General features: G+C 59.9%; 30 protein-coding genes and 3 tRNA genes. 12 read left to right on the top strand and 21 right to left on the bottom strand.

The features are described 5' to 3' along the window. Nucleotides 1-289: 289 nt before the first annotated feature. The 6 genes from BTE54_RS13825 to pcsA form a co-directional block, all read right to left on the bottom strand. Complete coding sequence (locus BTE54_RS13825; protein WP_065655172.1) at nucleotides 290-1,027, bottom strand: FadR/GntR family transcriptional regulator; 738 nt, start codon at nucleotides 1,025-1,027, stop codon at nucleotides 290-292. 382 nt (nucleotides 1,028-1,409) lie between these two features. Next, on the bottom strand, nucleotides 1,410-2,483 hold the full coding sequence (locus tag BTE54_RS13820; RefSeq protein ID WP_003523439.1) for a BMP family ABC transporter substrate-binding protein: 1,074 nt from the start codon (nucleotides 2,481-2,483) through the stop codon (nucleotides 1,410-1,412). Nucleotides 2,484-2,518: 35 nt separating this feature from the next. Further along, nucleotides 2,519-3,439, bottom strand: a complete 921-nt coding sequence (locus tag BTE54_RS13815) for an ABC transporter permease (RefSeq protein ID WP_170985897.1) — start codon at nucleotides 3,437-3,439, stop codon at nucleotides 2,519-2,521. Further along, on the bottom strand, nucleotides 3,439-4,530 hold the full coding sequence (locus tag BTE54_RS13810) for an ABC transporter permease (protein ID WP_003523441.1): 1,092 nt from the start codon (nucleotides 4,528-4,530) through the stop codon (nucleotides 3,439-3,441). The genes BTE54_RS13815 and BTE54_RS13810 overlap by 1 nt, the downstream gene beginning before the upstream one ends. Further along, entirely contained in the window at nucleotides 4,520-6,079 is a 1,560-nt protein-coding gene (locus BTE54_RS13805) for an ABC transporter ATP-binding protein (protein ID WP_198939147.1), read from the bottom strand. Before BTE54_RS13805 ends, BTE54_RS13810 begins: the two co-directional genes overlap by 11 nt. A 211-nt stretch (nucleotides 6,080-6,290) precedes the next feature. Further along, nucleotides 6,291-7,016: a phosphatidylcholine synthase gene (gene pcsA, locus BTE54_RS13800; RefSeq protein WP_035263562.1), complete on the bottom strand. Its 726-nt coding sequence runs from the start codon at nucleotides 7,014-7,016 to the stop codon at nucleotides 6,291-6,293. Nucleotides 7,017-7,225: 209 nt separating this feature from the next. On the opposite strand from pcsA, the gene BTE54_RS13795 reads away from it, so the two are divergent. Then, nucleotides 7,226-8,434 carry a UbiH/UbiF family hydroxylase gene (locus BTE54_RS13795; RefSeq protein ID WP_078052805.1) on the top strand — a complete coding sequence of 403 codons (1,209 nt, stop codon included), beginning with the start codon at nucleotides 7,226-7,228 and terminating at the stop codon, nucleotides 8,432-8,434. On the opposite strand, the gene BTE54_RS13790 is transcribed toward BTE54_RS13795, so the two are convergent. Next, nucleotides 8,418-9,356, bottom strand: coding sequence for an AEC family transporter (locus BTE54_RS13790; RefSeq protein ID WP_078052804.1), 939 nt, complete (start codon nucleotides 9,354-9,356; stop codon nucleotides 8,418-8,420). The genes BTE54_RS13795 and BTE54_RS13790 overlap by 17 nt on opposite strands. 34 nt (nucleotides 9,357-9,390) lie before the next feature. Further along, nucleotides 9,391-10,137 carry a cytochrome c biogenesis CcdA family protein gene (locus BTE54_RS13785; protein ID WP_003523449.1) on the bottom strand — a complete coding sequence of 249 codons (747 nt, stop codon included), beginning with the start codon at nucleotides 10,135-10,137 and terminating at the stop codon, nucleotides 9,391-9,393. 282 nt (nucleotides 10,138-10,419) lie between these two features. Here BTE54_RS13785 and BTE54_RS13780 point away from each other — a divergent pair. Beyond that, a tRNA-Lys gene (locus BTE54_RS13780) sits at nucleotides 10,420-10,495 on the top strand. Nucleotides 10,496-10,759: 264 nt separating this feature from the next. On the opposite strand, the gene BTE54_RS13775 is transcribed toward BTE54_RS13780, so the two are convergent. Next, on the bottom strand, nucleotides 10,760-12,028 hold the full coding sequence (locus tag BTE54_RS13775; RefSeq protein WP_198939145.1) for a YcbK family protein: 1,269 nt from the start codon (nucleotides 12,026-12,028) through the stop codon (nucleotides 10,760-10,762). A gap of 156 nt (nucleotides 12,029-12,184) precedes the next feature. Then, nucleotides 12,185-12,625, bottom strand: a complete 441-nt coding sequence (locus BTE54_RS13770; protein WP_078052802.1) for a VOC family protein — start codon at nucleotides 12,623-12,625, stop codon at nucleotides 12,185-12,187. Nucleotides 12,626-12,817: 192 nt separating this feature from the next. Here BTE54_RS13770 and BTE54_RS13765 point away from each other — a divergent pair, with 192 nt between their 5' ends. Continuing rightward, entirely contained in the window at nucleotides 12,818-13,396 is a 579-nt protein-coding gene (locus BTE54_RS13765) for a cold-shock protein (RefSeq protein ID WP_004442353.1), read from the top strand. Continuing rightward, entirely contained in the window at nucleotides 13,396-13,878 is a 483-nt protein-coding gene (locus BTE54_RS13760; protein WP_198939144.1) for a DUF192 domain-containing protein, read from the top strand. Before BTE54_RS13765 ends, BTE54_RS13760 begins: the two co-directional genes overlap by 1 nt. A 60-nt stretch (nucleotides 13,879-13,938) precedes the next feature. On the opposite strand, the gene BTE54_RS13755 is transcribed toward BTE54_RS13760, so the two are convergent. After that, nucleotides 13,939-14,187 (bottom strand): BON domain-containing protein, encoded by a 249-nt coding sequence (locus tag BTE54_RS13755; protein ID WP_003522642.1) that lies wholly within the window; start codon nucleotides 14,185-14,187, stop codon nucleotides 13,939-13,941. A gap of 213 nt (nucleotides 14,188-14,400) precedes the next feature. Here BTE54_RS13755 and BTE54_RS13750 point away from each other — a divergent pair, with 213 nt between their 5' ends. Together BTE54_RS13750 and BTE54_RS13740 are read left to right on the top strand one after the other, a co-directional pair. Next, a complete protein-coding gene (locus BTE54_RS13750) occupies nucleotides 14,401-14,670 on the top strand; it encodes a DUF982 domain-containing protein (RefSeq protein WP_003522644.1) in 270 nt (89 codons plus the stop codon). 213 nt (nucleotides 14,671-14,883) lie between these two features. Further along, a complete protein-coding gene (locus BTE54_RS13740) occupies nucleotides 14,884-16,026 on the top strand; it encodes a ceramide glucosyltransferase (RefSeq protein WP_078052799.1) in 1,143 nt (380 codons plus the stop codon). 53 nt (nucleotides 16,027-16,079) lie between these two features. Here the strand turns inward: BTE54_RS13740 and BTE54_RS13735 are convergent. After that, a tRNA-Pro gene (locus tag BTE54_RS13735) sits at nucleotides 16,080-16,156 on the bottom strand. Nucleotides 16,157-16,422: 266 nt separating this feature from the next. On the opposite strand from BTE54_RS13735, the gene BTE54_RS13730 reads away from it, so the two are divergent. Beyond that, a complete protein-coding gene (locus BTE54_RS13730; protein WP_003507982.1) occupies nucleotides 16,423-16,728 on the top strand; it encodes an ETC complex I subunit in 306 nt (101 codons plus the stop codon). Nucleotides 16,729-16,776: 48 nt separating this feature from the next. Beyond that, nucleotides 16,777-16,853 (top strand) — tRNA-Arg (locus BTE54_RS13725). A 23-nt stretch (nucleotides 16,854-16,876) separates the two neighbouring features. On the opposite strand, the gene BTE54_RS13720 is transcribed toward BTE54_RS13725, so the two are convergent. Both BTE54_RS13720 and BTE54_RS13715 read right to left on the bottom strand, forming a co-directional pair. Continuing rightward, a complete protein-coding gene (locus tag BTE54_RS13720) occupies nucleotides 16,877-17,671 on the bottom strand; it encodes a DUF429 domain-containing protein (protein ID WP_237680922.1) in 795 nt (264 codons plus the stop codon). A 36-nt stretch (nucleotides 17,672-17,707) separates the two neighbouring features. Next, nucleotides 17,708-17,863, bottom strand: coding sequence for a hypothetical protein (locus BTE54_RS13715; protein WP_078052798.1), 156 nt, complete (start codon nucleotides 17,861-17,863; stop codon nucleotides 17,708-17,710). Nucleotides 17,864-18,100: 237 nt separating this feature from the next. On the opposite strand from BTE54_RS13715, the gene BTE54_RS13710 reads away from it, so the two are divergent. Genes BTE54_RS13710 through BTE54_RS13700 form a run of 3 tightly spaced genes read left to right on the top strand, consistent with a single transcriptional unit; the run spans nucleotide 18,101 to nucleotide 21,331 of the window. Then, nucleotides 18,101-19,399, top strand: coding sequence for an efflux RND transporter periplasmic adaptor subunit (locus BTE54_RS13710; protein ID WP_078052797.1), 1,299 nt, complete (start codon nucleotides 18,101-18,103; stop codon nucleotides 19,397-19,399). Nucleotides 19,400-19,413: 14 nt separating this feature from the next. Continuing rightward, the gene (locus BTE54_RS13705; protein WP_078052796.1) at nucleotides 19,414-20,133 is read left to right on the top strand and encodes an ABC transporter ATP-binding protein; all 720 of its coding nucleotides are present in this window, start codon (nucleotides 19,414-19,416) and stop codon (nucleotides 20,131-20,133) included. Next, the gene (locus tag BTE54_RS13700; protein ID WP_078052795.1) at nucleotides 20,123-21,331 is read left to right on the top strand and encodes an ABC transporter permease; all 1,209 of its coding nucleotides are present in this window, start codon (nucleotides 20,123-20,125) and stop codon (nucleotides 21,329-21,331) included. Before BTE54_RS13705 ends, BTE54_RS13700 begins: the two co-directional genes overlap by 11 nt. A gap of 59 nt (nucleotides 21,332-21,390) precedes the next feature. Here the strand turns inward: BTE54_RS13700 and BTE54_RS13695 are convergent, their stop codons facing one another. Both BTE54_RS13695 and BTE54_RS13690 read right to left on the bottom strand, forming a co-directional pair. Then, on the bottom strand, nucleotides 21,391-21,918 hold the full coding sequence (locus BTE54_RS13695; protein ID WP_078052794.1) for a DUF6714 family protein: 528 nt from the start codon (nucleotides 21,916-21,918) through the stop codon (nucleotides 21,391-21,393). Then, on the bottom strand, nucleotides 21,887-22,120 hold the full coding sequence (locus BTE54_RS13690) for a hypothetical protein (RefSeq protein WP_065655184.1): 234 nt from the start codon (nucleotides 22,118-22,120) through the stop codon (nucleotides 21,887-21,889). The genes BTE54_RS13695 and BTE54_RS13690 overlap by 32 nt, the downstream gene beginning before the upstream one ends. A 174-nt stretch (nucleotides 22,121-22,294) precedes the next feature. Between BTE54_RS13690 and BTE54_RS13685 the strand changes: the two genes are divergently transcribed. Beyond that, nucleotides 22,295-22,576: a hypothetical protein gene (locus BTE54_RS13685; RefSeq protein ID WP_078052793.1), complete on the top strand. Its 282-nt coding sequence runs from the start codon at nucleotides 22,295-22,297 to the stop codon at nucleotides 22,574-22,576. Between the two features lie 21 nt (nucleotides 22,577-22,597). Here BTE54_RS13685 and sufA read toward each other — a convergent pair whose 3' ends face one another. The 5 genes from sufA to sufC all read right to left on the bottom strand — a co-directional run bounded on the left by sufA (nucleotide 22,598) and on the right by sufC (nucleotide 26,810). Beyond that, nucleotides 22,598-22,987 (bottom strand): Fe-S cluster assembly scaffold SufA, encoded by a 390-nt coding sequence (gene sufA / locus BTE54_RS13680; protein WP_003495415.1) that lies wholly within the window; start codon nucleotides 22,985-22,987, stop codon nucleotides 22,598-22,600. A gap of 106 nt (nucleotides 22,988-23,093) precedes the next feature. After that, on the bottom strand, nucleotides 23,094-23,477 hold the full coding sequence (locus BTE54_RS13675) for an SUF system Fe-S cluster assembly protein (protein WP_003522655.1): 384 nt from the start codon (nucleotides 23,475-23,477) through the stop codon (nucleotides 23,094-23,096). 38 nt (nucleotides 23,478-23,515) lie between these two features. Next, a complete protein-coding gene (locus tag BTE54_RS13670) occupies nucleotides 23,516-24,766 on the bottom strand; it encodes a cysteine desulfurase (protein ID WP_078052792.1) in 1,251 nt (416 codons plus the stop codon). Then, complete coding sequence (gene sufD, locus BTE54_RS13665) at nucleotides 24,759-26,030, bottom strand: Fe-S cluster assembly protein SufD (RefSeq protein WP_078052819.1); 1,272 nt, start codon at nucleotides 26,028-26,030, stop codon at nucleotides 24,759-24,761. The genes BTE54_RS13670 and sufD overlap by 8 nt, the downstream gene beginning before the upstream one ends. Before the next feature lie 24 nt (nucleotides 26,031-26,054). Next, nucleotides 26,055-26,810: a Fe-S cluster assembly ATPase SufC gene (sufC, locus tag BTE54_RS13660; RefSeq protein WP_003522658.1), complete on the bottom strand. Its 756-nt coding sequence runs from the start codon at nucleotides 26,808-26,810 to the stop codon at nucleotides 26,055-26,057. Nucleotides 26,811-26,889 lie beyond the last annotated feature (79 nt).

The raw sequence follows: 26,889 nt of genomic DNA, 5'->3' as shown, positions 1-26,889 counted from the left end.
TTTCGACGATTTCATGCGCGTGCTGTCGCCCGCTGCGAGAATAACGGCTAGAGAGCTGCGCTCCATAAGACCTCCAACACCCAGTCACCGACCGCAGGGCGGCCAGGACGGCGGCATATGTTTGACTTCACGCCGTCCGGCAAAACGAACGGGCGCATCGGTAATTTCATTCCGGAATTGCTATAACGGCGGCCCACTTAAGAAACCATGCAAATCTGCACCAAATTTCCGCACCGATTTTCATCAAACGTGATTGGCACGGGATCGCATCCCGCTCCCGCGGTCTGATTTATCGCCGGGGGTTACGGGCAGTGAATTCCAGCACCTGCTGGCGGCCGTTTTCGATCAGCCTTTCCATCTCGCGGCGCGCTGCGGCCTCATCGCGCAGGCGAAACGCCTCCACGAGCCGCAGGTGGGAGGCGGAGACGTCGGAAATCTCATTGGGATCGGTTTCCGGGTTGCTCATCCGGAAAATACCCACCAGAGCCGCCTTTATCAGCGAACCGACGGTGCGCATGAACGGATTGCCGGACATTTCGGTGATGAGGACATGGAAATTCATATCCGCAAGCGCGCGCTTTTCCTTTGAATAGGCCGTATTGCCCATCTCGTTGGCATAAGCGGCGAGCTTGGCGATATCCGCGTCCTTTGCCCGCGTCGCGGCAAGCCCCGCACCATATGGCTCGAAGGCCTGACGGATATCGTAAAGATGCAGCAGAAACTCGTCGCTGACGCCCGCCTCGAAATGCCAGAGCAGCACTTCGCTGTCGAACATGTTCCAGCTTTCGCGCTCCGTCACCCGGGTGCCGATACGCGCCTTGGGGGAAATCATGCCCTTGGCGGTCAGCGTCTTCATCGCTTCGCGCAGCACTGTGCGTGATACTTTCAGCCGCTCCATCAGCTCGGCATCGCCCGGCAGGATATCACCCGTCTTGAAGGTGCCGGACACGATATCGAGACCGAGCTTGTGAACGACCTGTGCATGATTTGTCTGCAGCTTTCGAAAACCGATAGCCGCATCGAGCATTCCGCGCTGCAAGTGCCATGTCCTTCCGTTCGGTTGGCGATCTTAAAAAATCGCGCCAGACGTGTATATCTCAAGTCAGAATATAGTGAAAAACATCAAGTCGCCTGAAAAGCAAAGGCAAACTTCGTCCACGGCGTAAAACATATGAAAATAACAAAGGCCGCACATGAATTTCATGCGCGGCCTCAATTGTGATAACAGGCGTCAAATCTCTCCTCCGTCATGCCGGACTAGATCCGGCATCCAGCCACGGCGCGTCTGCGCCGTGAGAAATGAGTCTTTCGCGATCAAGGACTTGATCGCACTGGACCCCGGATCAAGTCCGGGGTGACGAAGTGCGGATGCGACGCAAACTGCAAGCCAAAAGTGCCAGCAAATCCCGTTATTGCGGCAGCTTGTCGTCCACGCCCGCGACGTAGAAGTTGAGGCCGAGCAGAACGCCGTCCTCGGCCTTTTCACCCGCCTTCAGCCATTCCGAACCGTCCTGCTTCTTCACCGGGCCGGTGAAGGGGTGCAGCTCGCCCGACTTGATCTTGGCTTCGGTATCCTCGGCCATCTTCTTCACGTCGTCAGGCATGTTGGTATAGGGCGCCATTGTCAGGATGCCGTCCTTCAGGCCGTCCCAGACGGATTCGGACTTCCAGGTACCATCGAGAAGAGCCTGCGTGCGCTTGATGTAATAGGCGCCCCAGGTGTCCTTGATGGCGGTAAGCTGCGTCTTCGGACCGGCCGCGATCATGTCGGAAGCCTGACCGAAGGCCTTGATGCCGCGTTCTGCCGCAACCTGCATCGGCGCAGTGGTGTCGGTGTGCTGGGTCAGAATGTCGACGCCCTGGTCGATCAGCGCCTTGGCGGCATCGGCTTCCTTGCCGGGGTCGAACCAGGTGTTGGCCCAGACGACCTTCACCTTGAAGTCGGGATTGACGGACTGCGCACCGAGCACGAAGGCGTCGATGCCCATCACCACTTCCGGGATCGGGAAGGAGGCGATGTAGCCGGCGAGACCCTTCTGCGACATCTTCGCGGCGATCTGGCCCTGAATGTAGCGACCTTCATAGAAGCGCGAATTGTAGGTCGCGACGTTTTCGGCGGTCTTGAAGCCGGTGGCGTGTTCGAACTTCACCTTGGGGAACTTCTGGGCGACCTTCACGGTCGCATCCATGAAGCCGAAGGAGGTGGTGAACACCAGTTCGCAGCCCGAACGGGCCATGCGCTCGATGGCGCGTTCGGCATCCGGACCTTCCGGAACGCTTTCGAGGAAAGGCGTTTCGATCTTGTCGCCGAAATGCGCCTGCAGTTCCTGACGGCCGATATCATGCGCCTGCGTCCAGCCGCCATCGGTCTTTGAACCGACATAGATGAAGCAGACCTTCTTGGCGTCGGCGGCTTCCGCCGAGGAAACGACGCCGCCGAGAGCCGCAACCGAAGCGGCGAGTGCGATGACCAGTTTTTTCATTTTTACCCCTGTTGGTTTGGAGACGTGAGAATGCTTCACCTGTCCGGCACGAAGGATTTGCCAAGCGAGGCCGGCGTGTTGATCAAGGTCGTGCGGCGATTATGCGAGATGATGACCAGCACGACAATAGTTGCAAGGTAAGGTAGTGCCGAAAGCAGTTGCGATGGCACCCCGATGCCGAAGGCCTGCGCGTGCAATTGGCCGATGGTGACGGCGCCGAACAGATAGCCGCCCGCCAGCACCCGCCATGGGCGCCAGGAGGCGAAGACGACGAGCGCCAGCGCAATCCACCCGCGCCCGGCCGACATGTTTTCCACCCATTGCGGCGTATAGACCAGCGACAGCTGCGCCCCGGCAAGCCCGGCACAGGCGCCGCCGAACATGACGGCGAGATAACGGGTGCGGATGACATTGATGCCGAGCGCATGGGCCGAAGCGTGACTGTCGCCGATGGCGCGGATTTTGAGGCCCGTGCGGCTCTTGAACAGAAACCAGCCAATGCCGGCGACAAGCGCGATGGAGAGGTAGAAGATCAAATCCTGCCGGAACAGCAACGGACCGAAGAAGGGAATGTCCGATAGCAGCGGAAAGACGATGGGCTGCAGTTTCACACCCGGCAGGCCGACGAAACTTTCACCCAGCATGCCCGAGACGCCGAGGCCGAGAATGGTGAGCGCAAGGCCCGTCGCCACCTGATTGGTAACGAGCGTCAGCGTCAGGAAACCGAAGAGCAGCGAGAAAACCGCACCCGAGGCAATGCCGGCGAGAATGCCGAGATAGGGAGATCCGGTCATATGCGCGGCCGCGAAAGCACAGACCGCACCCATGATCATCATGCCCTCGACACCGAGATTGAGGACACCGGAGCGCTCCGTCACCAGCTCGCCGGAAGCGGCGATAACGAGCGGCGTGGCGGCGGTGATGACGGTGAGGAGAATGGCCTGAAGCATATCCATCATGCCGCTCCTTCTTTACGATGCGCCTTGCCGGAAAAGACGACCCTGATGCGATAGAAGATCAGCGTATCGCAGGACAGCACGAAGAACAGCATCAGCCCCTGAAACACGCGCGTCACCTTGTCGGAGACACCAATCGAAAGCTGCGCCGCCTCGCCGCCGAGATAGGTCAGCGCCAGCACCAGCCCGGAAAGGATGATGCCGAGCGGATTGAGACGGCCGAGAAAGGCGACGATGATGGCGGTAAAGCCGTAACCCGGCGAAATGCTGGGCTGGAGATGGCCAATGGAACCGGAAGCCTCCGATATGCCCGCAAGCCCCGCCAGCGCACCGGAGAGCAGCAGCGAAAACCACACCATGCGGCTGGAGGAAAAACCGGCGAAGCGCCCTGCCCGCGCCGACTGGCCGAGCACGGTGACCTCGAAGCCCTTCAGCATGTAGCGCATCATGAACCACAGCGCGATGGCCGCGACGATGGCGAAAACGAAACCCCAATGCGCACGGCCCGATGCCAGCATTTCCGGCAGAACGGCGCTGTCGTTGAACGGCTTGGTCTGCGGGAAGTTGTAACCGCCCGGATCGCGCCAGATGCCGCGTGTCAGCCAGTCGAGGAAAAGCTGCGCGACATAGACCAGCATCAGGCTGACGAGGATTTCGTTGGTGTTGAACTTCGTCTTCAAAAGTGCGGGAATACCGGCATAAAGCGCGCCGCCCACGGCGCCCATCACCAGCATCAAAGGCAAAAGCAGCGGCGAATGCCAGTCCGGATAAAGCACCGGCAGGATGGAGCCGGTGATCGCGCCGATGGTGAACTGCCCCTCCGCGCCAATATTCCAGTTATTGGAGCGATAACAGATCGACAGGCCGACTCCGATCAGGATCAGCGGCGCGGCCTTGATCGCCAGCTCGTGCAGCGACCAGACTTCCAGCAGCGGCTCGACGAAAAAGGCGTAAAGCGCGTGAGCCGGATTTTTGCCGAGCATGGCGAACATGACGGCGCCGACAAGCAGCGTCAGCGTGAGCGCCAGAAGCGGAGAAAGCAGGGTGAAAAGCTTCGAAACCCCCGCGCGTTTTTCAAGCTCAATGCGCATGCTGGGCGGCTCCCGAATGTGACGTGTGAATGCCGCCCATCAAAAGGCCGATCTTTTCAAGCGTCATCTCTTCCACCGGATGGGCATCGGAGAGCTTGCCGTCGGAAATGACCGCGATATTGGTGGCGACTTCGAATATTTCATCGAGATCCTGGCTGATGACGATGACGGCCGAACCCGCTTTGGCAAGATCGACAAGCGCCTGGCGAATGCGGCTTGCCGCACCCGCATCCACGCCCCACGTCGGCTGATTGACCACCAGCACGGCAGGCTGGCGGTCAAGCTCGCGCCCGACGATGAATTTCTGCAGGTTGCCGCCGGATAGCGACCCGGCCAGCGGGTCTGCCCCACTCTTGCGCACATCCATGGTTTCCGAAATACGCCGCGCCGCCGCCTTAATGACTGAGCCACGCACGATGCGCAGGAAACCGCCGGTCAGAAACGCCTTGCGGTCGGAGCGCGCCCGCGCCAGCAACAGATTGTCGGAAAGGCTCATGCCGGGAACGGCGGCGTGGCCATGGCGCTCTTCCGGCACAAAACCCGCGCCCATCAGCCGGCGGCCATTGATGCCAATACGGCCGACCGGCTTGCCGCGCAGATGGATCGCATCGTTATTATAGACCGGATATTCGCCCGAAAGCGCATCGAACAGCTCGCCCTGCCCGTTTCCGGCAACGCCGGCAATCGCCAGCACCTCGCCGGCGCGTACGGTCATGGAAATCGATTTCAACGCCACGGCAAAAGGCGTGCGCGGCGCGACCGAAAGCCCCATGACCTCGATCTGCGGCGCACCCAGCGCCTCGCCCGTGGCCCGCGAAACGCTTGCGACATCGCTGCCCACCATCATGCGCGCCAACGATGCCGGCGTTTCCCTGCGCGGATCGCAGGCCCCCGTCACCTTGCCGTGACGCAGAACGGTCGCACGGTCGCAGATGCGCTGCACCTCTTCGAGACGATGGCTGATATAAAGTACGGAACGGCCTTCGGCTTTCAGCTTCTCCAGCGTCTCGAACAGCTTGTCGGCCTCCTGCGGCGTCAGCACCGAGGTCGGCTCGTCAAGAATGATCAGGCGCGGATTCTGTAGAAGCGCTCGGACGATTTCGATGCGCTGGCGCTCGCCGACCGAAAGATCGGCCACATGCGCATTGGGATCGAGCGGCAGACCATAGGCGCGCGACAGCTTTTCCGCTTGCCCGGCGATTTCCTTCAATGAAATTTTCGGATCGAGCGACAGGGCGATGTTTTCAGCGACCGTCAGCGCCTCGAACAGCGAAAAATGCTGGAACACCATGCCGATACCGAGCCTGCGGGCCTCGCTGGGTGAGCCTACGGAAACCGGCTGGCCCTGCCAGATAATATTGCCCTCGGTCGGGGCGAGAACGCCGAACAGCATCTTGACGAGCGTGGATTTGCCCGCGCCGTTTTCACCCAGAAGCGCGTGGATTTCGCCCGGCGCAATATCGAGATCGATGCCGTTGCAGGCGGCGAAATTGCCGAACAGCTTGGTCAGCTTGCGAACGGACAGGAGAGGCACGGCCTCCGGCGCCAAAGTTCCAGTCACGAGTTCCCTCTCTCACCAACCGTCATGCCTTCTTCGAGGCGTTTCAAACGGTTGCGGTCATTGTTCCCAATCCCGCGCCAAAAAGTATGCAATGATACGCGATCAGAACTTATTGATAACGGTTTTGCTGCTGCGCACAACTGAAAAAGAAGCCGCTTAAATGCAATTTGCACAAGCAATAAACGGCTTTACCCTTTTCTCATTTCGCGCCGAGCGAGGGGAAAAACTGCAATATTCCACCGATGCAATAAAGATAGATGCCGCTCGCCACAAAGCCGATCACGGCCCAGGTCGGGGTTTCGAAATGCATCAGCAGCGAATAACCGCCAAGCGCGCACCAGATGAAGACCACGGCGAGATTGAGCGGCCGCAATCGCTTCACCCGCACTGGATGCAGGAAGTTGATCGGCAGGAATGTCAAAAACACCGAAACGGTAACGACAATCATCGCCGTGGTGGCGCTGGCGTCCATGACAAACAGGGTGAACACCACCATGTTCCACACTACCGGAAAGCCGGAGAAGAAATATTCGTCCGTCTTCATGCCCATGTCGGCATAATAAATGGCGCTCGACACGACGATCATGCCGGCGGCCACGAAGGACAGCGGCTCGCCGATCATGCCCTTCTGATAAAGCGCAAAGGCGGGCAGCAGCACATAGGTAACATAGTCGATGATATTATCGAGCGTATCGCCAGACCAGTTGGGCAGCACTTCCTTCACCCTGACCTTGCGGGCGATGGGACCGTCGATGCCATCCACCAGAAGCGCAAGCCCCAGCCACCAGAACATGTCAACGAAACGGTGTTCGGCTGCGGCGACCACGCCGAGAAAAGCCAGGAACGAGCCGGAGGCCGTGAGCATATGGACGGAAAAGGCGCGGATTTCCGCGTAGGGAACACGCTTATAGTTGAAAATTTTCATAGTCAGCGTCTGTGCCCCGTTTTTTCATCCGCCTGTTCATTCCGGTATGCGGCCATTCACCACGCTTTGCAACCGGCTCAATCCGCTTATCCTAAGACTAATATCGCGGCACAACCAACGAATCTTCACAACCGGATGTTCCGGGACCGAAGTGGATTTACCCGACCAAAGCCTTTATGATGCTTTGGAAATAACAACGGATCAGGACCATGAGACACTTCGATATCGCCATCACCGGTGCGGGACTTGCGGGCCAGATCGCGGCCATCGCGCTGGCGCGGGCGGGCCGCCACGTGGCGCTCGTTGCACCTTCCAGCGACAGGAAGGACCAGCGCACCACGGCGCTGATGGACCAGTCCATCCGCTTCATGGACCGTCTCGGCCTGTGGTCGCGCATCGCGCCGTCAGCCGCACGCTTTTCCACCATGCAGATCATCGACGGCACCGACCGCCTGCTGCGTGCACCCACCGTGCAGTTCCGTTCGTCCGAAATCGGGCTGGACGCCTTCGGCTGGAACATCCCCAACGAGGCGCTGCTCGGCGTTCTGAGCGAAGCGGTCGAACAGGAACACAATATTACCCGCCTCGATGCCACCGCCGAGACAATCGACATTGGCAACGACCGCGTGACGGTGACGCTTGCAAATGGCGAAACGCTCTCCGCCGATTTCGTCATCGGCGCGGATGGCCGCAAATCCATGGTGCGGGATGCTGCCGGCATCGGCGTCAAATCCTGGTCCTATCCGCAGACGGCCATTGTTTTGAACTTCGGCCATAGCCGGTCGCATGGCAATGTCTCGACGGAATTCCACACCCCCACCGGCCCTTTCACCCAGGTTCCCCTGCCCGGCAACCGCTCCAGCCTCGTCTGGGTCGTCACCCCGCAACAGGCGGAGGAATTGACGGCGCTGCCGCTGGAAGCGCTCAGCCTCCGGGTCGAGGAGCGAATGCAGTCCATGCTGGGAGCCGTCACCGTCGAGGACAGCGTGCAGGCATGGCCGCTCTCTTCCATGACCGCACACCGCTTCGGTAAGGGCCGCGTCGCCCTGATCGGCGAGGCCGCACATGGTTTTCCGCCCATCGGCGCGCAGGGGCTGAACCTCAGCCTGCGCGACATCATCGCACTGACGGAATTGCTGAGCGCCGTCTCCGACCGGCCGGTTGCGGCCGATGCCGGCAGTAGCTTCGACCGCAGGCGGCGGGCGGATGTCTATAGCCGCACGCTGAGCGTCGATCTTCTGAACCGCTCTCTGCTTTCCGACCTCCTGCCGGTTCAGATGGCGCGCGCGGCGGGCCTGCACGTGCTTTCCGGCATCGGCACGCTTAGAAGCATGGTCATGCGCGAGGGCATCGAACCGGGCCGTGGGCTGAAGGCCCTGCCCTCGCTGCTGTTCGGCAGCTTCAAAAAGGCTGGATGAAATACACCACGCCGGTCAGCGTGAGGACCGAAAGCACCGTCGAAATCAGGATCGTTGCCGACGCCCGCTCCTGCCAGACGTGATATTGCTGGCCGATGACGAAAACATTCGTCGCGGTCGGCAGCGCGGCCAAAAGAACGGCCGAATAGATCCACACCGGCTCGAACCGCCCGAGCGACGAGAGCACGAGATAAGCGGCGAGCGGATGCAGGATCAGCTTTGCCGGCACGATATAGCTGATTTCCACCGGCACCCGTTTCATCGGCCGAAGCGCCAGCGTCACGCCCATGGCAAACAATGCGCAGGGCGCCGCCGATTGCGCCAGATAATCCACCAGCCGCTGCACCGCCTCCGGCGGCTGCCATGACAGCGACGCGGCGAGAAAGCCGGCGATGACGGAGACGATGAAGGGATGGGTGATGACCTTGCGCGCCACATCCAGCGCAAGCCTTGCCGGAGAGCGCTTGTCACCGCCCGCAACCGCCATCATCGCCGGCGCGACGATGAAATGGGCGGCATTTTCCAGACAGACGATCAGCGCCACCGGCACCGCCGCCCTTTCGCCAAGCGCCAGAAGCGCAAGCCCCGGCCCCATATAACCTATATTGCCGTAGCTTGCCGCGAAACTCTGGATCGTGGTTTCGGCAAGGCTGTTTTTCCGCACGAACCGGCCGATCAGGAACACAGCCAAGAAAATGCCATAGGTGCAGGCGAGACTGGCCGCGACGAAATCCATCCGCGCCAGTTCTTCCACCGGCGTTTTCGACACCAGCTTGAAAAACAGCGCCGGAAGCGCCGCATAGATGATGAAAGTGTTCAGCCAGCCCATCGCCTCGACGGGCTGCTTCGTGATGCGCGCCGCCCCGTAGCCGATGAAGATCAGGCCGAAAAACGGTAACAGCAATCCGACGATATCCGTCACTATGTTTCCCCCGCAAGCAACTCCAGCGGGAGGCTTAGCCGATTTGCATCAGGATCGGAAAGGTCTCCTGGAACCAGATCGCCACATTGGTGATAAAACCGGACATGAAAGCGAGACCGGTCAGCACCAGCAATACGCCGAGCAGCTTTTCCACGAGGCCGAGATGGCGGCGGAAGCGGACGAGAAAACGCATGAAGGAGCCGGAAAACGCCGCCGCGATCCAGAACGGCACCGCAAGGCCGAGGGAATAGACCGCAAGCAGCGCCGCACCGTCGCCAACCGTATCGCGCGCGGCGGCGACGCCGAGAATAGCCCCCAGAACCGGGCCAATGCAGGGCGTCCAGCCGAAGGCGAAGGCAAGACCCATGACATAGGCCCCGGAAAGCGTGGCAGGCTTGCCCGCCCCCTGAAACCGCGCCTCGCGCGAAAACAGGCCAATGCGAAACACGCCGAGGAAATTCAGACCCATCAGAATGATGATGAAACCGCCGATCTTGGCGAGAATATCGAGATTCTGGCGCAGAAGCGTACCGATCGTCGAGGCGCCGGCCCCCAGCGCCACGAAGACCGTGGCGAAACCGAGCGTGAAGAAGAAGGCCGAAAACAGCACGGCCCTGCGAATCTCCGGTCGCGGCGCGGTATCTTCCGTCCTGAACTGCTCGACCGAAACACCCGCCATATAACAGAGATAAGGCGGCACCAGCGGCAGAACGCAGGGCGACAGAAACGAAAGAGCGCCGGCCAGAAGCGCGCTGAACAGGGAAATATCGGCAATCGACAAGAAAGAACTCCGCATTCCGCAAAGCCGCCGCGATTCTCGAGCTTCGCCGGCACTTCACGCTTCATTTTCTTGCATGTCATTGCTGCAAAAGGATTTCACCCGTCCGGCCGACATGTCTGAAGCCGGTTTTATCCCCAGCCGCCCCCTCTCTCCAATCACCTTTTCGGGGGTGCGACAAAAAAAACCGGATTGATTGTCGAAACCGCTTTTTTTGGGTTGACCGAACGGATCGCTCTACATATGTTCCGCGCACTTCCGAAGGGCAGCCAAGCCCCGACACGGGAGAGCGTAGCTCAGCCGGTAGAGCAACTGACTTTTAATCAGTAGGTCCAGGGTTCGAATCCCTGCGCTCTCACCACCTTCAAATACAATTTTCAGATATTTCACAAAGAGTTAGCGCCGAAGGTGGCCGAACTCCGGCGGTAATGGAAAAGATTCGGCCGCAGTCTCCGAGCGCAAAATAACGATATCCACCGCAAGCCCGGGTTTCAGAACAACCACTGCAATAAGGGGCACGGCTCGGCGCTAACGCCCCGGCATGACCGGGCAATCGTTTCAATCGCTCGAGATATTTCCTCAGGCCGAAATCTCAGTCAGTATTCACGCAAATCCAATCAGGATATCACTTGCGCGCGGCAGTACGGCGGCAGCGCCAGTTCCAGTCTCTTGGCTCGCCCGTGTCCATGTGGACCGATTCGGTGTGGCAATAGGTGCCGACGCCACCGCGTTCCGGCAGGGAACGTAGATAGGTGGCAAGCTCCCATTTGGAGACGCCCTTGATCTGGATGTCGGCGGCATCGCAGGTGTAGTGCTTGGAACCCTGCCTTATGCCCTTTGGCGGACGATAGCCCGAGGTGACGATCGCCGGGCTGTTATAGTGGCGCTCCACATCCTTGATCATCCGCACCAGTTCCGGCTTGAAACAGCCGACTTCGACCCGGTCCGTCTGCAGGAAAAGCCCGTTCGGGGCGACGCGGGTGAGGCCGGAGAGCGAGGCTAGCTTCATCAGGCCGGTCGGCTGGTCATCCTCTTCATCGAGATGGGCGTCGTCGAATTCGTCTGACATCATCGAGCGGCCGGAAAGGGCAATGCCCATCGTCCCGTCCGAAACGCCGGGCAATGCGGCGACCTGCGTATTGCCGGCCGTGCCGCTTTCAATCATTTTCGGCAGGCGCTTTTTGGCCGCACCGGCGAAAAATGCCGCAAGCGTCACGCCCTTACCCTCGCTTTCCTGCCCCTCGCCCGCCGCCCTGGCGTCCACGGCTGGTTGCGCGGTAACGGCCGCGAGCTGTTCCGATGCCGACTGCGGCACGGGTACGGATGCCGGCTGACGATTTTCGCTGTGCTGTTCCGCCGGCGCCTGTGCGGCTGGCGGGACCTGAGCCGGCGCTGCCACCGGTTGCGGCTGCGCCGCCTGCACCGGCGCCGAATAAACGCTGCTGACGGCGGGAACGATTCTCTGGGACGAAGCGCCCGCAGCGGCGGCCGTGCCCGGCGCCCCTGCAGCACTGACAAGCGCTGCGGATGCGGTGGAATAAATGCTTGTCGTTCCTGCGGAAATCGCCGTTGGCTGCGTCGTCAATCCGCCGATATCGGGGGCGGCGCCATAAGCCTGCGCCGGGCCGCCCGATGCCTGCGGCTGGGCTGACGCGGCCGCTCCTGCCGCCGATGCCACGGCCGGATCCACATAATGTCCCTGTTGCGCGCCGGCCGCAGCAGTTGAAGCGGCGGTCTGCGGCTTCTGTTGTGCGAAAATTTCCGGCTTTTTGGTCGCGGCGGCCATCTCGTCGTCGGTCACTGCCGAAACGCATCCGGAAAGCCCGAGCAGCGAAACCGCGATGACGAGACGCTGACGGACCAGACGTCCTTTCGCGCTCTCGACAGTTGTCATGGGTGGCCTCCGTATCTTGCATTTCCAACAGCAGCACGGGAACGGGCGCGTGTGCTTCCCCAAAACGGGACTGGCCGTTTTGATTCGCGGACTATGCCTCATCCCCTTGGGACAAGGCAAGAGCACCCGAAAACGCCGCTGCTCACCGGAAAATCCCTACCAGGAACCGGTATTCTGCATAGATATCCACGGTTCGGCTGGTGCGAGGCTTTCGCCCTTCTGCAGAATTTCGAAGGAAATGCCATCCGGCGAGCGCACGAAGGCCATGTGCCCGTCACGCGGCGGCCGGTTGATGACGATGCCGTTCTGCTGAAGCCGGGCGCAGAAATCGTAGATATTGTCGACCTCGTAAGCCAGATGACCGAAGTTGCGGCCGCCGGTATAATCCTCGGTATCCCAATTATAGGTGAGTTCGAGGCACGGCGCCTTGTTTTCCTTCGCCGCAGCAATGTCGTCGCGCGCCGCAAGAAACACGAGAGTGAATCGGCCTTTTTCGTTCTCGATTCGGCGTATTTCCTCAAGACCCAGCAGGTCGCGATAGAATTTCAGTGATTCGCCAAGGTCTTTGACGCGAACCATTGTGTGCAGATACCGCATTTTCTTCCTCTCAATTACACGGGTCCGGAGCCGTTAAACGCATGATGGCAAGCCCCGGACAAGGACGGCGACATAAAAGCAGCTGCGTAAATCAAAAACTAGGGCTTGCGTGAAACCGTTACCAAGATGTTAATCTGGCGCACAGGAATCAGTTGACCGGTGTATGGCGCGTAATCGAGGGGTTGGCAGGATATGGCTGATAGGATGTCATCGAAAACGATAGTCGATGTCGAGGACCTTTCGGGCGATGCCGTGGACCTGACCGAAATTACCGGTGTCGTGAAGTGGTTCGATGTCGCCAAGGGTTTCGGCTTCATCGTGCCCGACAACGGCACGCAGGATGTGCTGCTGCACGTCTCCTGCCTGCGCCGCGACGGTTACCAGACAATTCTTGAAGGCACGCGCATCGTCGCCCTCATCCAGCGGCGCGACCGCGGTTTCCAGGCCTTCCGCATCCTGTCCATGGACCAGTCGACCGCCGTTCACCCCTCGCAGCTGCCGCCGGTGCGCACCCATGTGCAGGTAACGCCTTCGAGCGGGCTTGAGCGCGCCATCGTCAAGTGGTTCAACCGCACAAAGGGTTTCGGCTTCCTGACGCGCGGCGAAGGAACGGAAGATATTTTCGTGCATATGGAAACCCTGCGCCGTTTCGGCCTGACGGAGCTTCGCCCCGGCCAGGTGGTGCTGGTGCGTTACGGCGATGGCGACAAGGGCCTGATGGCGGCGGAAATCCACCCCGACAACCCGGTTTCCATCGGGATGTCGCATTGATGCCCGCCCTGCCCCATATGGTGAAAAGCGCCGTTATGGCGCTTCTTTTTTTCACGCTCGCCGCCGCCGCGCAGGCCCAGCAACAGCAGACATTCACCTCCGAACCGCTGCAGATTGAAACCGCCGGGGGAAAGAGCCACGATTTCACCGCGGAACTGGCGCTGAACAATGCCCAGCGCGAACAGGGCCTGATGTTCCGCAAGAGCATGCCGCCTGAAAACGGCATGCTGTTCGATTTCGGTGAACCGCGTGATGTCGCCATGTGGATGCGGAACACGCTTATTCCGCTCGACATGCTTTTTATTGGCCGCGACGGCCGCATTACCCATATTCACGAAAACGCGGTTCCGCATTCGGAAGCTATCATCAGCTCCCGCGGGCCAGTAAAATTTGTGCTTGAACTGAATGGCGGCACTTCGAAGCGCTATGGCATCAAGCCGGGCGATATGGTTCGCAGCGCGCAAATCGGCAACCGGAAATGACGTTGCCGCGTTATTGCGTCTGAAGGAGCCGGACGAGGTTTCGCCCGGCTGGCGCAATATTCAGTAGACCGGCTCGATATGGCTCAGAATCCGGCAATTGGAAATGGAAGCGGCAAGGTTGATGGCAATGTCGATCGCCTCGACCGAATCGGCCGTGCCTTCCAGATAGATGACATCATTTTCGACGGTTGCGGAAATGCGTGACTTCTCGAGACCCGATTCGAAGGCCAGAGCCGATGTGATTGCCTGGCATACGCCGGCCATGCGGTCTCCGAAGAAGCTTTCCTGAATGCCTGACAAATTGAACATATGCGTTCTCCTTCTTATGGACATAACAACGCCCTGAGGGCGGTTTTGTTCATCTCCGGTTCATCTATTTGTTCATCTTCCATTCATCTTGGAAAATTGGAACCCCCTGATCGATCACATTTTAGGTGATCGGGAACCATTTCGTGAGGCGGGCATTTCGCGCATGGGAGTGTGAAAGGCCTTCAAGGCAGGTAAAACAGGGAGGAGAATGACATGCTGATTAACAGAACGGAGCCGTGTCACCACGCCTCGTGGATGAAGCCGGTGGCGATCCACCTGCCGCTGTGTGTCGCGGTGGAAATCTACAGCCCGCTGGTGGCGCTGGACATGCTGATGTATCGTTGGCCCGAGGAACACGGGCCGGAATATGAAGAGGCGCGCAGGAACTGCCTCGATGCCATCGCCGGCAGATGCGACATCGAGAAGGCACGGGAATCGTTTCTCATCGCAAGCAGTCATGCCCATATCCTGAACGTCCACTAAAATTCATCGACCGTCATGACGATTGGGCCCTTCCATGCGGAGGGCTTTTTCTTTTGCGCGCGGCCTCTGCGACGCCTCCATGCACGGCGCAGCCTGCACACCGGCCGATGATGACATGTAACTGTCACGCAAACGTTATAATCGGCAGAGACGAATTCCATGGAATCGATTGGCGCGCAGACCGCCAAAAGCTTGGGAGTGGAACTGGCCAGCATGGAAACTGTCTTTGCCCTTTGCGCAATTCTGCTCCTCGGCTTCAATCTTCTCGGCATCGTTCTGGCCGGCTGGCGACTGACGAGACGGGACGCGGAAAACGATCTTGTCCGGCAAAAGCCGCCTGTCTCGCTTGTGGTGCCGCTGCGCGGCGTGGAGAACTTCACGCCCCTGACGCTGTCGCGCGCCTTCGAGCTCAACTGGCCCGATTATGAGCTGCTGTTCTGCGTCGCCGATGAATTCGATCCGGTGATAGAGGAGGTTCGCAAAGCGCAAGCCGCCTTCCCCTCGGTTTCCATGCAGTTGCTCATTGGCGATGACCGCATCAGCGCCAATCCGAAACTGAACAATTGCGTCAAGGGCTGGCGGGCCGCCCGGCATGAGTGGGTAATTCTGGCCGATTCCAATGTGCTGATGCCGAAATCCTATATTGCGACCATGATGTCGGCCTGGCGGCAGGAAAGCGGGCTCGTCTGCTCGCCGCCGCTCGGCTCCCGGCCTGCGGGTTTCTGGGCGCATGTGGAATGCGCCTTCCTCAATGGCTCGCAGGGCCGCTGGCAATATGCGGCGGAAGCCATCGGCATGGGTTTCGCACAGGGCAAGTCGATGTTGTGGAACAAGCCGTTTCTGGAAGACAATGGCGGCATTCGCGCACTGGCCGCTGAAATCGCCGAAGACGCCGCCTCGACGAAGCTGGTGCGAAGCGCCGGCCGCAAGGTGCATCTGGTCTGCGCCCCCTTCGAACAGCCGCTCGGCCAGCGCCATGCCGGCGAGATCTGGTCGCGCCAGACCCGCTGGGCGCGGCTGCGACGCGTGACCTTCCCGCAATATTTCGCGCCGGAAATCCTCACCGGCGCGCTTCCCCCGCTTCTCTTCGCGCTCGCCGCCGCCGTCATGATGGATGTAAACCTCGCCGCAACCGCCTTTGCCGTCCTCGCCCTCATGTACGTGCCGGAACTTGCGCTTGCAGCCCTCAACCGCTGGCCGGTATCGCTCCATACGCTGCCGGCGATGATCGCCCGCGACATGATCATGCCCGTCGTCTGGGCGCGAAGCTGGATCGGCAGCGCGGTGGCATGGCGCGGCAATGTCATGACGATCGGCACGGCAGAGAGCACCCTGGCTGGTCCGTCCGCGGAATAAATCAGAGCTATTTGGAAGAAGTTACGCCGGAAAGCTGATGTTTTGCTTTAAAATGGTCGGAGTGGAGAGATTCGAACTCCCGACCCTCTGGTCCCAAACCAGATGCGCTACCAGACTGCGCTACACTCCGCCGAGGCGATGGCTGGGGAATACACGGTTCACCCGCAGTCCGCAACAGGGAAATTCATCTTTGTTCAGCCACGGCCCCGATGAGCAAAACGTAACCTCGAAACGGCAGCGCACGATCGGACGGCAAGGGGATAATCGTCTTGACTCTCACCTGAAGTCAGTCCATTTCAAATTCAACGTTCCTGACACGATTTGGTTATTCTATTCAGGTACGTGATGAATAATTCGGGGTGTTTCGCCCCGCTGTCCAACCGGAGCAGTTTCGACATGTCTGCGAAGATTTACCGCCCTGCAAAAACCGCCATGCAATCCGGCAAGGCGAAGACCAATGTCTGGGTTCTGGAATTCGACGCCGAGGTTCCGCGCAAGATCGATCCGATCATGGGCTACACCTCCAGTTCCGACATGAAGCAGCAGCTCAAGCTGACATTCGAGACGCAGGAACAGGCCGAAGCCTATGCCCAGCGCAAGGGCATCGAATACCGCGTCATCCAGCCGAAGGAAGCGACCCGCAAGGTGGTTTCCTACACCGATAACTTCCGTTTCAACCGCACCCAGCCCTGGACGCACTGAAACACGACGATCAAAGTTCTTGCCGGAGTATCGATTGCCCGGCATGACGGCCCCTTAGCTCAACTGGATAGAGCAACTGCCTTCTAAGCAGTAGGTCGCAGGTTCGAGTCCTGCAGGGGTCGCCATCTTCCCTCCGAGGCGCAAACCTTCACTGCACTGCCGGAATCCAGATTGCGGACGTCTCGTCGCCATAAGAGATGGCATCGCCCTCCAGAACGCAGATGCCAATCCAGGCGCAAACCACTGCATCCATCATGTCTTCGAAAGCCTTCATCTCCCATGTTCGCACGCCGATGGGAGGAATGGCGAGAGCATCGGCGACATTGCCAATGCGGGCATCGAGATGCGCCACAATCGAACGCCAGACTTCAACCAGTTTCGTGCGCCGAACGGGAATGGTGTCTGATCGCCAATAGCTGCCAATCTTCGAGTGTTTATAGGGGAGCCGCTTCTCCGATTGCGTCAGCTCGACCAATGCGGGGTGGGGATAGACCTCAAGCAGACCGCGCTCGCAGACCTCCGTCGTCAGGAGTGGATATCCTGCGTGTTCGAAGGAGATTTTTAGATCGTCGCTTATCTTCCCCGGCCTTAGAGCATTTGGGGTGTGCGTGCCGCAATGGCGGGCACCATAAGCCGAGGAAACCCTGTTGTCCGAAACGCGTCGAGCCGTTATCGGGGCATGTGAAAGCGGCATATCAACCGCGACAAGGTTGACCTTGCATCCGCCAAGCGCTTCGGCGGCATCTAGAAGTTCTGTCGCCTGTGCAATCGAACCACGAGGGCGGTCACTACGGGCTGATGCCCCGTATTGTCGTGCAAGAAAATGATCGTAAGAGGGGGCAACCGCGCGCAGCCGCCAGCATGAGCCATCCTTGACAACCAGCGCGACGCCGCTCGGCTCGGTCGCCGTCCAGGCAGCGTCAATTCCCAATATCGCCGTCATACATCACGTCCGGATTCCGTCGCACACGGGATCGCGTCACCCCTGCCCTACAAACGAAAAATAACCCCACGCAGCCACGAAGAAAGCGATCACGGCCACGATCGTCAGGGCCTTCTTCGCTTTTGGTCCCATTGGTTCGCGTGGCTTCTTCGGCGGCACCGGTTTGCGGAACTTCACCACATTGTCGTTCATTCTATTTTCGTCCTGACTATCGCTGCTGAGAGCTCAGCCGCGTTTATGGCATCGATCTTCCCGGATTTATCTCTAGCAGACCAGAACTATCATAAATATTACCAAGTTTTCACTTCACCCTTGGGGCAAGCTATGTCACTTCCCACAATCAGAGGAATACAACGGCGACAGATGGACGGACAAACTGGAGAGCGGCGACAACCCTCTGTGGTATTTTGAACTTTGCGGGTGACGAGAATGAATGACGCCAATACGAGTGGCAGCGATACCGAAAACAGCCAGCCCGATCTGCGCGAGATTCTGGGAACGAACAGAAACGGCCGCAAGAAAAAGTCGCGTCGGTATCTCTATGCCGCAGCAGCCCTTGTGCTGATTGGCGGGGGCCTTGGTTATTATTACCAGTCACGTGCGGCAGGCGTCGCCTATAGCTATACCACGGAAGCGGCGCGTCAGGGCGATCTCTCGGTCATCGTCACCTCCACCGGCTCGGTTCAGCCGACGGATCAGGTCGATATATCGAGCGAACTCTCCGGCACCGTGCGCAAGGTCAACGTCACCTATAATACCCCGGTCAAGGCCGGAGACGTTCTAGCGGAGCTGGATACCAACAAGCTGGAGGCCGACGTCCAGAGCGCCCGCGCAAAACTCGCCTCTGCCAAAGCCAATGTGCTGAAGGCGCGCGCCGATCTCGGCTCGGCAAAGACGTCCATGGAGCGCCTGCGATCCCTGGTGCAGAACCGTGTGTCCAGCCAGCAGGATCTGGATGCGGCACAGTTCACCCACGATGCCGCCGCTGCGACGCTGGAAGTGAATGAGGCAACCGTGCTTTCGGCGGAAGCGGATCTGCGGCTCGCCGAGGTCAATCTCGGCAAGGCCAAGATCGTCTCACCCATCGATGGCGTCATCCTCACCCGCAGCGTTGACCCCGGCGCCACCGTTGCCTCCTCGCTGAACGCGCCGGTGCTCTTCACCATCGCCGGCGATCTGCGCCACATGGAATTGCAGGTTTCGGTTGATGAGGCCGATGTCGGCAAGGTCGAGACCGGGCAGAAAGCCACCTTCAACGTCGATGCCTATCCAGACCGCAGTTTTCCGGCCGAGATAGAAACCGTTCGTTTCGCCTCTGAAACCGTTTCCAACGTGGTGACCTACAAGGGCATATTGACCGTCGACAATGCGGAACTGTTGTTGCGCCCCGGCATGACGGCGACGGCCAATATCGTCGTCGAGGAAATCAAGGACACGCTGCTGGTGCCGAATTCGGCACTGCGATACACGCCGCCGCGCGAATCCGCCTCCCGTGGCGGCGGGTTGATGAGCCTGTTCCGCCCTCCCCGCATGGGCCGATCGCAGGGCCGCGATGCCGCGAAGGCGGTAACCGGTAAACGAACGGTGTGGGTGCTGCGCAACAACAATCCGGTCTCCGTCGCCATCGAAACCGGCTCCACCGACGGTCAGCATACCGTGGTGAAATCGGGCGAACTCAAAGTCGATGACCAGGTGATTACCGACGCAACGGCCCGCAACGCCGGTTGACGCAGGAGAACCGCATGCAACAGCCGCCGCTCATCGAATTTCGCGATGTCGTCAAGCAATATGGACGCGGCGAAGCGACGATCCGTGCGCTCGATGGCGTCAGCCTTTCCATTCGTGAAAAGGAATTCGTCGCCATCATGGGTCCATCAGGCTCGGGCAAATCCACTTCGATGAACATCATCGGCTGTCTGGATGTGCCCACAGCTGGCGAGTATCTGTTTCAGGGCGTGCCGACCAGCGGCTTCGACAATGAGCACCTGACGCTGCTGCGCCGGCATATGCTGGGTTTCGTGTTTCAGGGCTTCAACCTTCTCTCGCGCACCTCGGCGGTGGAGAATGTCGAGCTGCCGCTAATCTATCGCGGCATGAAGGCCTCGGAGCGGCGCGCGCGCGCCATGGAGGCGCTGGCGCAGGTGGGCCTGAAAGGCCGCGAGGACCACACCACGCAGGAGCTTTCCGGCGGCCAGCAGCAGCGCGTGGCCATTGCCCGCGCAATCGTCACCCGCCCCGCTTTGCTTCTGGCCGACGAGCCGACCGGAAATCTCGATACGAAAACCAGCATCGAAATCATGGAATTGATTACCGCGCTCAACCGCGACAGGGGCATCACGGTGGTCATGGTCACCCATGAAGAAGATATCGCCGCCCATGCCGGACGCCTCCTGCGTTTCGTCGATGGCCACCTCGCCTCCGACAGTGCGACGGACAAAAAGGAGACCGCCGATGTTCTTTGAAACGTCGCGTCTTGCGCTGCGCGCCATCAGTCGCAACCTGCTGCGCTCCTTCCTCACCGTGCTCGGTGTCGTCATCGGCGTGGCCGCCGTCATCGCCATGGTCACCATCGGCAACGGCACGACCGAACAGGTGAAATCGGAACTCTCGCGGCTCGGCACCAACATGCTGTTCGTTCGCCCCGGCCAGTTCGGCCCCGGAAGGGCCAGCACCGAAGCCAAGCGCTTCGATGACCGCGATGTCGAGGCCATCCGCAACCAGATAAGCGGCATCCGCGCCGTCGCACCGCAGAACCGCAGCTCTGCCGCAACCGTCATTTTCGGCGGCAAAAACCACCAGACAAGCGTCATCGGCACCACCAACGACTATCTGATCGCGCAGGACTGGACCATCGCGCTCGGCCGCGATTTCCAGCCCGCCGAAGATCGCGGCGGCCAGATCGGCTGCATCGTCGGCGAAACGGTGCGGCAGGAACTGTTCGGTGCGGAAAACCCGGTGGGGCAGACGATCCGCGTCAGCAACATCTCCTGCCCCGTCATCGGTGTGCTGGGCAGGAAAGGCCAGTCCGGCCTCGGCGACGATCAGGACGACACGATCATCATGCCGCTGAAAATCCACCAGCGGCGCATCGGCGGCACCACCACCATTTCCTCGATCATGGTCTCTGCGCAGGACGGCGTATCGACTGCCAAGGTGCAGAGCGACCTGCAAAACCTGCTGCGCGAGCGCCGCCGCATCGGCATCGGCCGCGAGGATGATTTCACCGTCAACGACATGACGCAGATCGCCTCAGCCATGACCGGCACGACGACGCTACTGACCGGACTTCTCGGTGCAGTCGCGGCCGTCAGCCTTCTGGTCGGCGGCATCGGCATCATGAACATCATGCTGGTGTCTGTGACGGAGCGCACGCGCGAGATCGGCATTCGCCTTGCCATCGGCGCACTGGAAAAACAGGTGCTGACGCAGTTTCTGGTGGAAGCCGTCATGCTGTCGGCCTTCGGCGGCCTTGTCGGCATCCTCACCGGCCTCGGCCTTGCTTATGCCGTCGTGGGTTATCTCAACGTGCCCTTCGTCACCAGCCCGTCGATCATCTTCCTCGCCTTCGCCTTTTCGGCGGCCATCGGGGTGATTTTCGGCTACTTCCCGGCACGACGGGCGGCGAGCCTGAGCCCGATAGAAGCCTTGCGGCATGAATGAAAGCCGGCGTTCAAACCGCAACCTGCTTTGTCTCTTTCCTGCAATTGACCCGATCCGCTTTAGTCGCTCACCGGCGAGCGTGCACTATCCATCCACTCTTCGAGCGCGCGCTCTATGTCGTCCTGACAGGACGGCAGGTTTTCCTTCTCGCTGATGGCGCGGAGATATATTTCCACGGCATTCCGTTGCAACGGGGTCAGTAAGGAAAACCTCTCCTGGCATCCGCGCAAATAGGGTGCGAATTCGTGCCTGTAGTCGCCATCGAGATCGGCGATCATATAGGCGGGCAAATGAAATCGCATTCCTTCAGCATCAAGGAAGGCGGGGCTGCCGGAGTGTCTGTTGATGTCCTTCAGCGGGATCGCGGCCCAATCATTCTTCTCATCGCCAGCACGACATGCGGCGCGAACCTCATTGTTCGCATAATCATCAAGCGCCTGCGCCTCGGAGAGGCCGACGCCGCCACCCAGCGTAACACTCGCGAATGCCTCTCGCACCGCGGCTTTCGCATTCGCAATATTATCGGGTTGCGACCTCATCAAATCGTCTGCCTGTTCAATGATGCGCTCCCCCACTCCCGTCACCATGCGCTGTCGGCCAGTCTCCACCCTCGGTCCGTTCGAGCGGGGGGCTGTTCAACGCATCACCCTTGGATACCGCAGATCCCTTTATCTCCTCCCGGTAAAACGCAAGGCAAACAATACCGGCAATCAGCGTCAGGCCAGCCACGACGCTGGCGACGATCAGCCCTATCGTCCAGATATCAATCGAGGCGCTACTGATGTCCATTCCGGTTCACTCCCCACGATCAATCCCGCCGGCGATCCGAACGCCTTCCAGCATGGGCGGCGGGCGGTTCCGCACCTACCGCCAAACCTCGCAGAATATCCGATATCCGCGCTGACCTTGCGTCAGGGCGTCAATCGGATAGGCTCGCCCTCAAGTTTACCGGATGGAGTTTGGATGTTCAAATCGGTATCGGATAGCGCCGCTGCCGCAGACGGCGGTTCGCTCGCCCTCTTCGTCGAACGGATTGACGGACAGACGGAGCTGTTTGTGATCAATCGCTCCCTCGCGTCATGCGGGACGCCCGACTACAACAAGATCACTTCGAGCCTTCGGCCGCTTGCCAAGGAGGATTGCGCAATGATCGCGGCCGCTCTCGAGCCGCTGTTGATGACGACGCCATCGATTCATCCGCTGGCGGATTTTATCGATACGCTGAAACAGCAGTCATCCTGCTGATCGGAAATGCAGTGCGGCCAATCAAACGTTGGCCTCTGCCTCACGCTGCTTTGCCAGCGCCGCCAGATCGGCGGGCTTCAGCTCAACCGATTCACCGCAGCCGCAGGCGGATGTCTGGTTCGGATTATTGAAAGTGAAACCGGAGCGCATCTTGGTCACTTCGAAATCCATCTGCGTACCGAGCAGATAAAGCACGGCGGAAGGCTGAACCCAGACCTTCGCGCCTTCGAATTCCACCAGATCGTCCTTCGCGTCCGGCTCGGTCACGAGGTCGATGGTATATTCCATGCCCGCGCAGCCGCCCTTCTTGATGCCGACGCGCACGCCCCTGGCATCCGGTCCGGAATTTTCGACGATTGCTTTAACGCGCGAGGCGGCAGCTCCGGTCATGGTCATGATCGCAAAGCCCATGGGCTCATTTCTCCTTCGACAATCGAGTTCAAGGCTCGATGCTTATGGATTTCAATTTAAGTGCGCCTGAGAGTGTCATCAAGGGATGACACCCGTCAAAATCACGTCAGTACCAGCCGACAGCGACCTGTGCTTCTTCCGACATGCGGTCCGGCGTCCATGGCGGGTCGAAGGTCATTTCGACCACGACACCGGAAACACCCTCGACGGCACCGACGGCATTTTCCACCCAGCCCGGCATTTCACCGGCCACCGGGCAACCGGGGGCCGTCAGCGTCATGACGATCTTGACCATCCGGTCGTCCTCGATGTCGATCTTGTAGACGAGACCGAGTTCGAAGATATCGGCCGGAATTTCCGGGTCGTAGACGGTCTTCAGCGCCGCAATCACGTCGTCGCTGAGGCGTGCCAGCTCATCCGGCGGAATGGTCGAAACCTTTTCCTGAGCTTCGGTCGCATCCTGGGTCTTTGCAGTGGCTTCGGCAGTCATGGTCTTAAACCTCAATCCTGATCTCTCAAATCCCGATATCAGGCGAAAAATTTGCGCGCATATTCCAGCGCCTCAACAAGAGAGTCTACTTCGGCGCGGGTATTGTAAAGGCCGAACGATGCCCGGCATGTGGAGGTGACGCCGAAGCGTTTCAAGAGCGGCATGGCGCAATGGGTGCCCGCACGCACGGCAACGCCGCGCCGGTCGATCACCATCGAGACATCATGGGCATGAATGCCCTCAAGCTCGAAGGAGAAGATGCCGCCCTTGTCAGGCGCATTCCCGATGATGCGCAGCGAATTGATCTCGCGCAGACGCTCGGCGGCGTAAGCGGCAAGATCAGCCTCGTGTGCTGCAATCGCGGCGCGGCCGAGATTGTCCATGTAATCAAGCGCGTAACCGAGACCGATCGCCTGCACGATGGGTGGCGTGCCGGCTTCGAAACGGTGCGGCGGCTCGTTATAGGTGACATTGTCTTCGGTAACGTCGAGGATCATCTCCCCGCCGCCCTGGAACGGCCGCATCTCGCGCAGCCGGTCGGCCTTGCCATAAAGCACGCCGATGCCCGAGGGACCGTAAAGCTTGTGGCCGGTCATCACATACCAGTCGCAATCGATATCGCGCACATCGACCGGCATGTGAACCGCACCCTGCGAACCGTCGACCAACACCGGAATGCCGCGCTCATGCGCAATGCGGCAAATTTCCTTGACCGGCACGATGGTGCCGAGCGCATTCGACATATGGGTGATGGCAACGAGCTTGGTGCGCTCCGTCAGGCTCTTTTCGAAAGCCTCGATATGAAACGCGCCGTCATCATCCACAGGCACCCATACGAGCTTGGCGCCCTGCCGTTCGCGGATGAAATGCCACGGCACGATATTGGAGTGGTGCTCCATGATCGAGATGACGATCTCGTCGCCCTCGCCGATCTTCGGCATGCCATAACCGTAAGCGACCGTATTGATCGCTTCTGTCGAGGATTTGGTGAAGACAATCTCATCCACCGAACCGGCATTGAGGAACCGGCGCACCTTTTCGCGCGCCGCCTCATAGGCGTCGGTTGCGGCATTGGAGAGGAAATGCAGGCCGCGATGCACATTCGCATACTCATTGGCATAGGCATGCGAAACGGCGTCGATCACCACCTGCGGTTTTTGAGCGGACGCGCCGTTGTCGAGATAGACCAGCGGCTTGCCATAGACTTCGCGCGACAGGATCGGGAAATCCCGGCGCACGGCTTCGATGTCATAGGGGGCCGCCACTGCGGCGCGTTCGCTCTCAGGCATGATGTTCCAGCCAGCCGGAGATAATCGTCTCCAGCGCCTCTACCAGATTTTCTTCTTCCAGTTCCTCGACGATCTCGGCGACGAAGGCGTTGACGAGCATCGCCCGCGCCTTTGCCCGCGGCACACCGCGCGCCATCAGGTAGTAGAGATGGTTGTCGCTGATATCGGCAACCGTCGCACCATGGCCGCACTGAACGTCATCGGCGAAGATTTCCAGTTCCGGCTTTGCCGAGAACTCGCCATCGTCAGACATCAGCAGCGTATTGCAGGCCATCTTCGCGTCGGTCTTCTGGGCATCGGGCGCCACCCGGATCATGCCCTGGAAAATGCCCTTGGCACGGTCGAACACCACGTTGCGGAACACTTCCGTCGAGGTCGTGTTCGGCACGTTGTGGCCAAGAACCATCGTCACGTCGGTATGGGTTTCGCCACCCAGCAGGTTGACACCGCGAACGATGAGGTCCGTGCCCTCGCCTTCCACGTCGATGCGCAGTTCCTGCCGCACCAGCTTGCCGCCGGCATTGACAATGAACAGGCGAATCTTGGCATCCGCTCCAATTTTCATGCGCAGCTGGCCAAGATGAATATCGGCTGCACCCTGTTGCTGCAAGATGATCCAGGTCACTTCCGCGCCGTCTTCGACGACGATGTCGCTGACGGAGGAAACAAAGGCCGCATCCGAAGTCACCGAAAGGTGACGCTCGATGACGGTTGCCTTGGAACCCTTGCCGAAACGGACCGGGAAGCGGCTGTGAACCTGGCCTGCGCCATGGATCGCCTGCAATTCGATCGGCTTCTCGATCTCGGCATCGGCCGGGATCTCGAGCACCAGGCCATCGCGCACGAAGCTGCCATTGATGCGGCCAATCGCGTCATCCTTGCTGGCTTCAGCGAGGCCGGCGGCAGCGGAACCGTCGAGCAGGCTTTCTGCAAAGCGCGAAACACGGACGTCTTCGATCTTGCCGATATCGGCCGCGCCATGCTGCACATAGGCAACCAGCGAGCCGGCAACCGTCGGCGCCTGCTTCTCGATAACGGGCGCGGGCCGGTCTTCCGGAACGGCGCGCAGCAGGCTTTTCAGATCGGTATAGTGCCACGCCTCGATGCGGCGGGTCGGAAGACCGCCGGTCTTCAGATCGTCGAACAGCACGTCACGGGCAGCAACAACAGCGCCGTCGCCCGGCAATTCGCTGAACTTGGCGGTGTAAGCGTCGACCAGCGCGGTTTCCGCTGGCGTCAGCCGGTTGGTAGCTTGAATGTTCATGGACATCACCTCCTGGCCTCTGGCTTAGGCCGCTTCACCGATGATGTCGGCGTAACCATTGTTTTCCAGCTCCAGCGCAAGAGCCTTGTCACCCGAGCGGATGATCTTGCCCTTGTAGAGAACGTGCACGCTGTCAGGCACGATATAATCGAGCAGACGCTGATAGTGCGTGATGACGACGGTCGCGCGATCCGGCGACTTCAGCGCGTTGACGCCGTCAGCCACGATCTTCAGGGCGTCGATGTCGAGGCCGCTATCGGTTTCGTCGAGAACGCAGAGCTTCGGCTCCAAGAGCGCCATCTGCAGGATTTCGGCGCGCTTCTTCTCACCGCCGGAGAAGCCGACGTTCAGCGGACGCTTCAGCATCTCCATGTCGATCTTCAGATCGCCGGCCGCTTCCTTGACGCGGCGGATGAAGTCCGGCGTCGTCAGCTCCGACTCGCCGCGCGCCTTGCGCTGCTCATTCATCGCAACCTTCAGGAACTGCATGGTGGCGACGCCGGGAATTTCGACCGGGTACTGGAAGGCAAGGAAAATGCCCTTGGCAGCCCGCTCGGCCGCGTCCAGCTCCAGAATGCTTTCGCCGTTATAGAGAATGTCACCGGAGGTGACTTCATAATCTTCGCGGCCCGACAGGATGTAGGACAGCGTCGACTTGCCGGAACCGTTCGGGCCCATGATGGCGGCGACTTCACCAGCGGCAACCTTCAGGTTGAGACCCTTGATGATCTCGGTTTCGGTGTCGGCGATCTTTGCGTGCAGGTCGATGATTTCAAGCATGGTTTTGTTCCTGTTCATGGTGCGGTTTCAAGGACCGCCTCGTGCGCCCCGTCAGGGCTTGTCTCAAATCTCTCATCCG

It is taken from the genome of Agrobacterium sp. YIC 4121, assembly GCF_002008205.1.
Classification (GTDB): domain Bacteria; phylum Pseudomonadota; class Alphaproteobacteria; order Rhizobiales; family Rhizobiaceae; genus Agrobacterium; species Agrobacterium leguminum.
The sequence above is the reverse complement of the archived record's forward strand: the minus strand, read 5'-3'. Positions and strand labels throughout refer to the sequence as shown.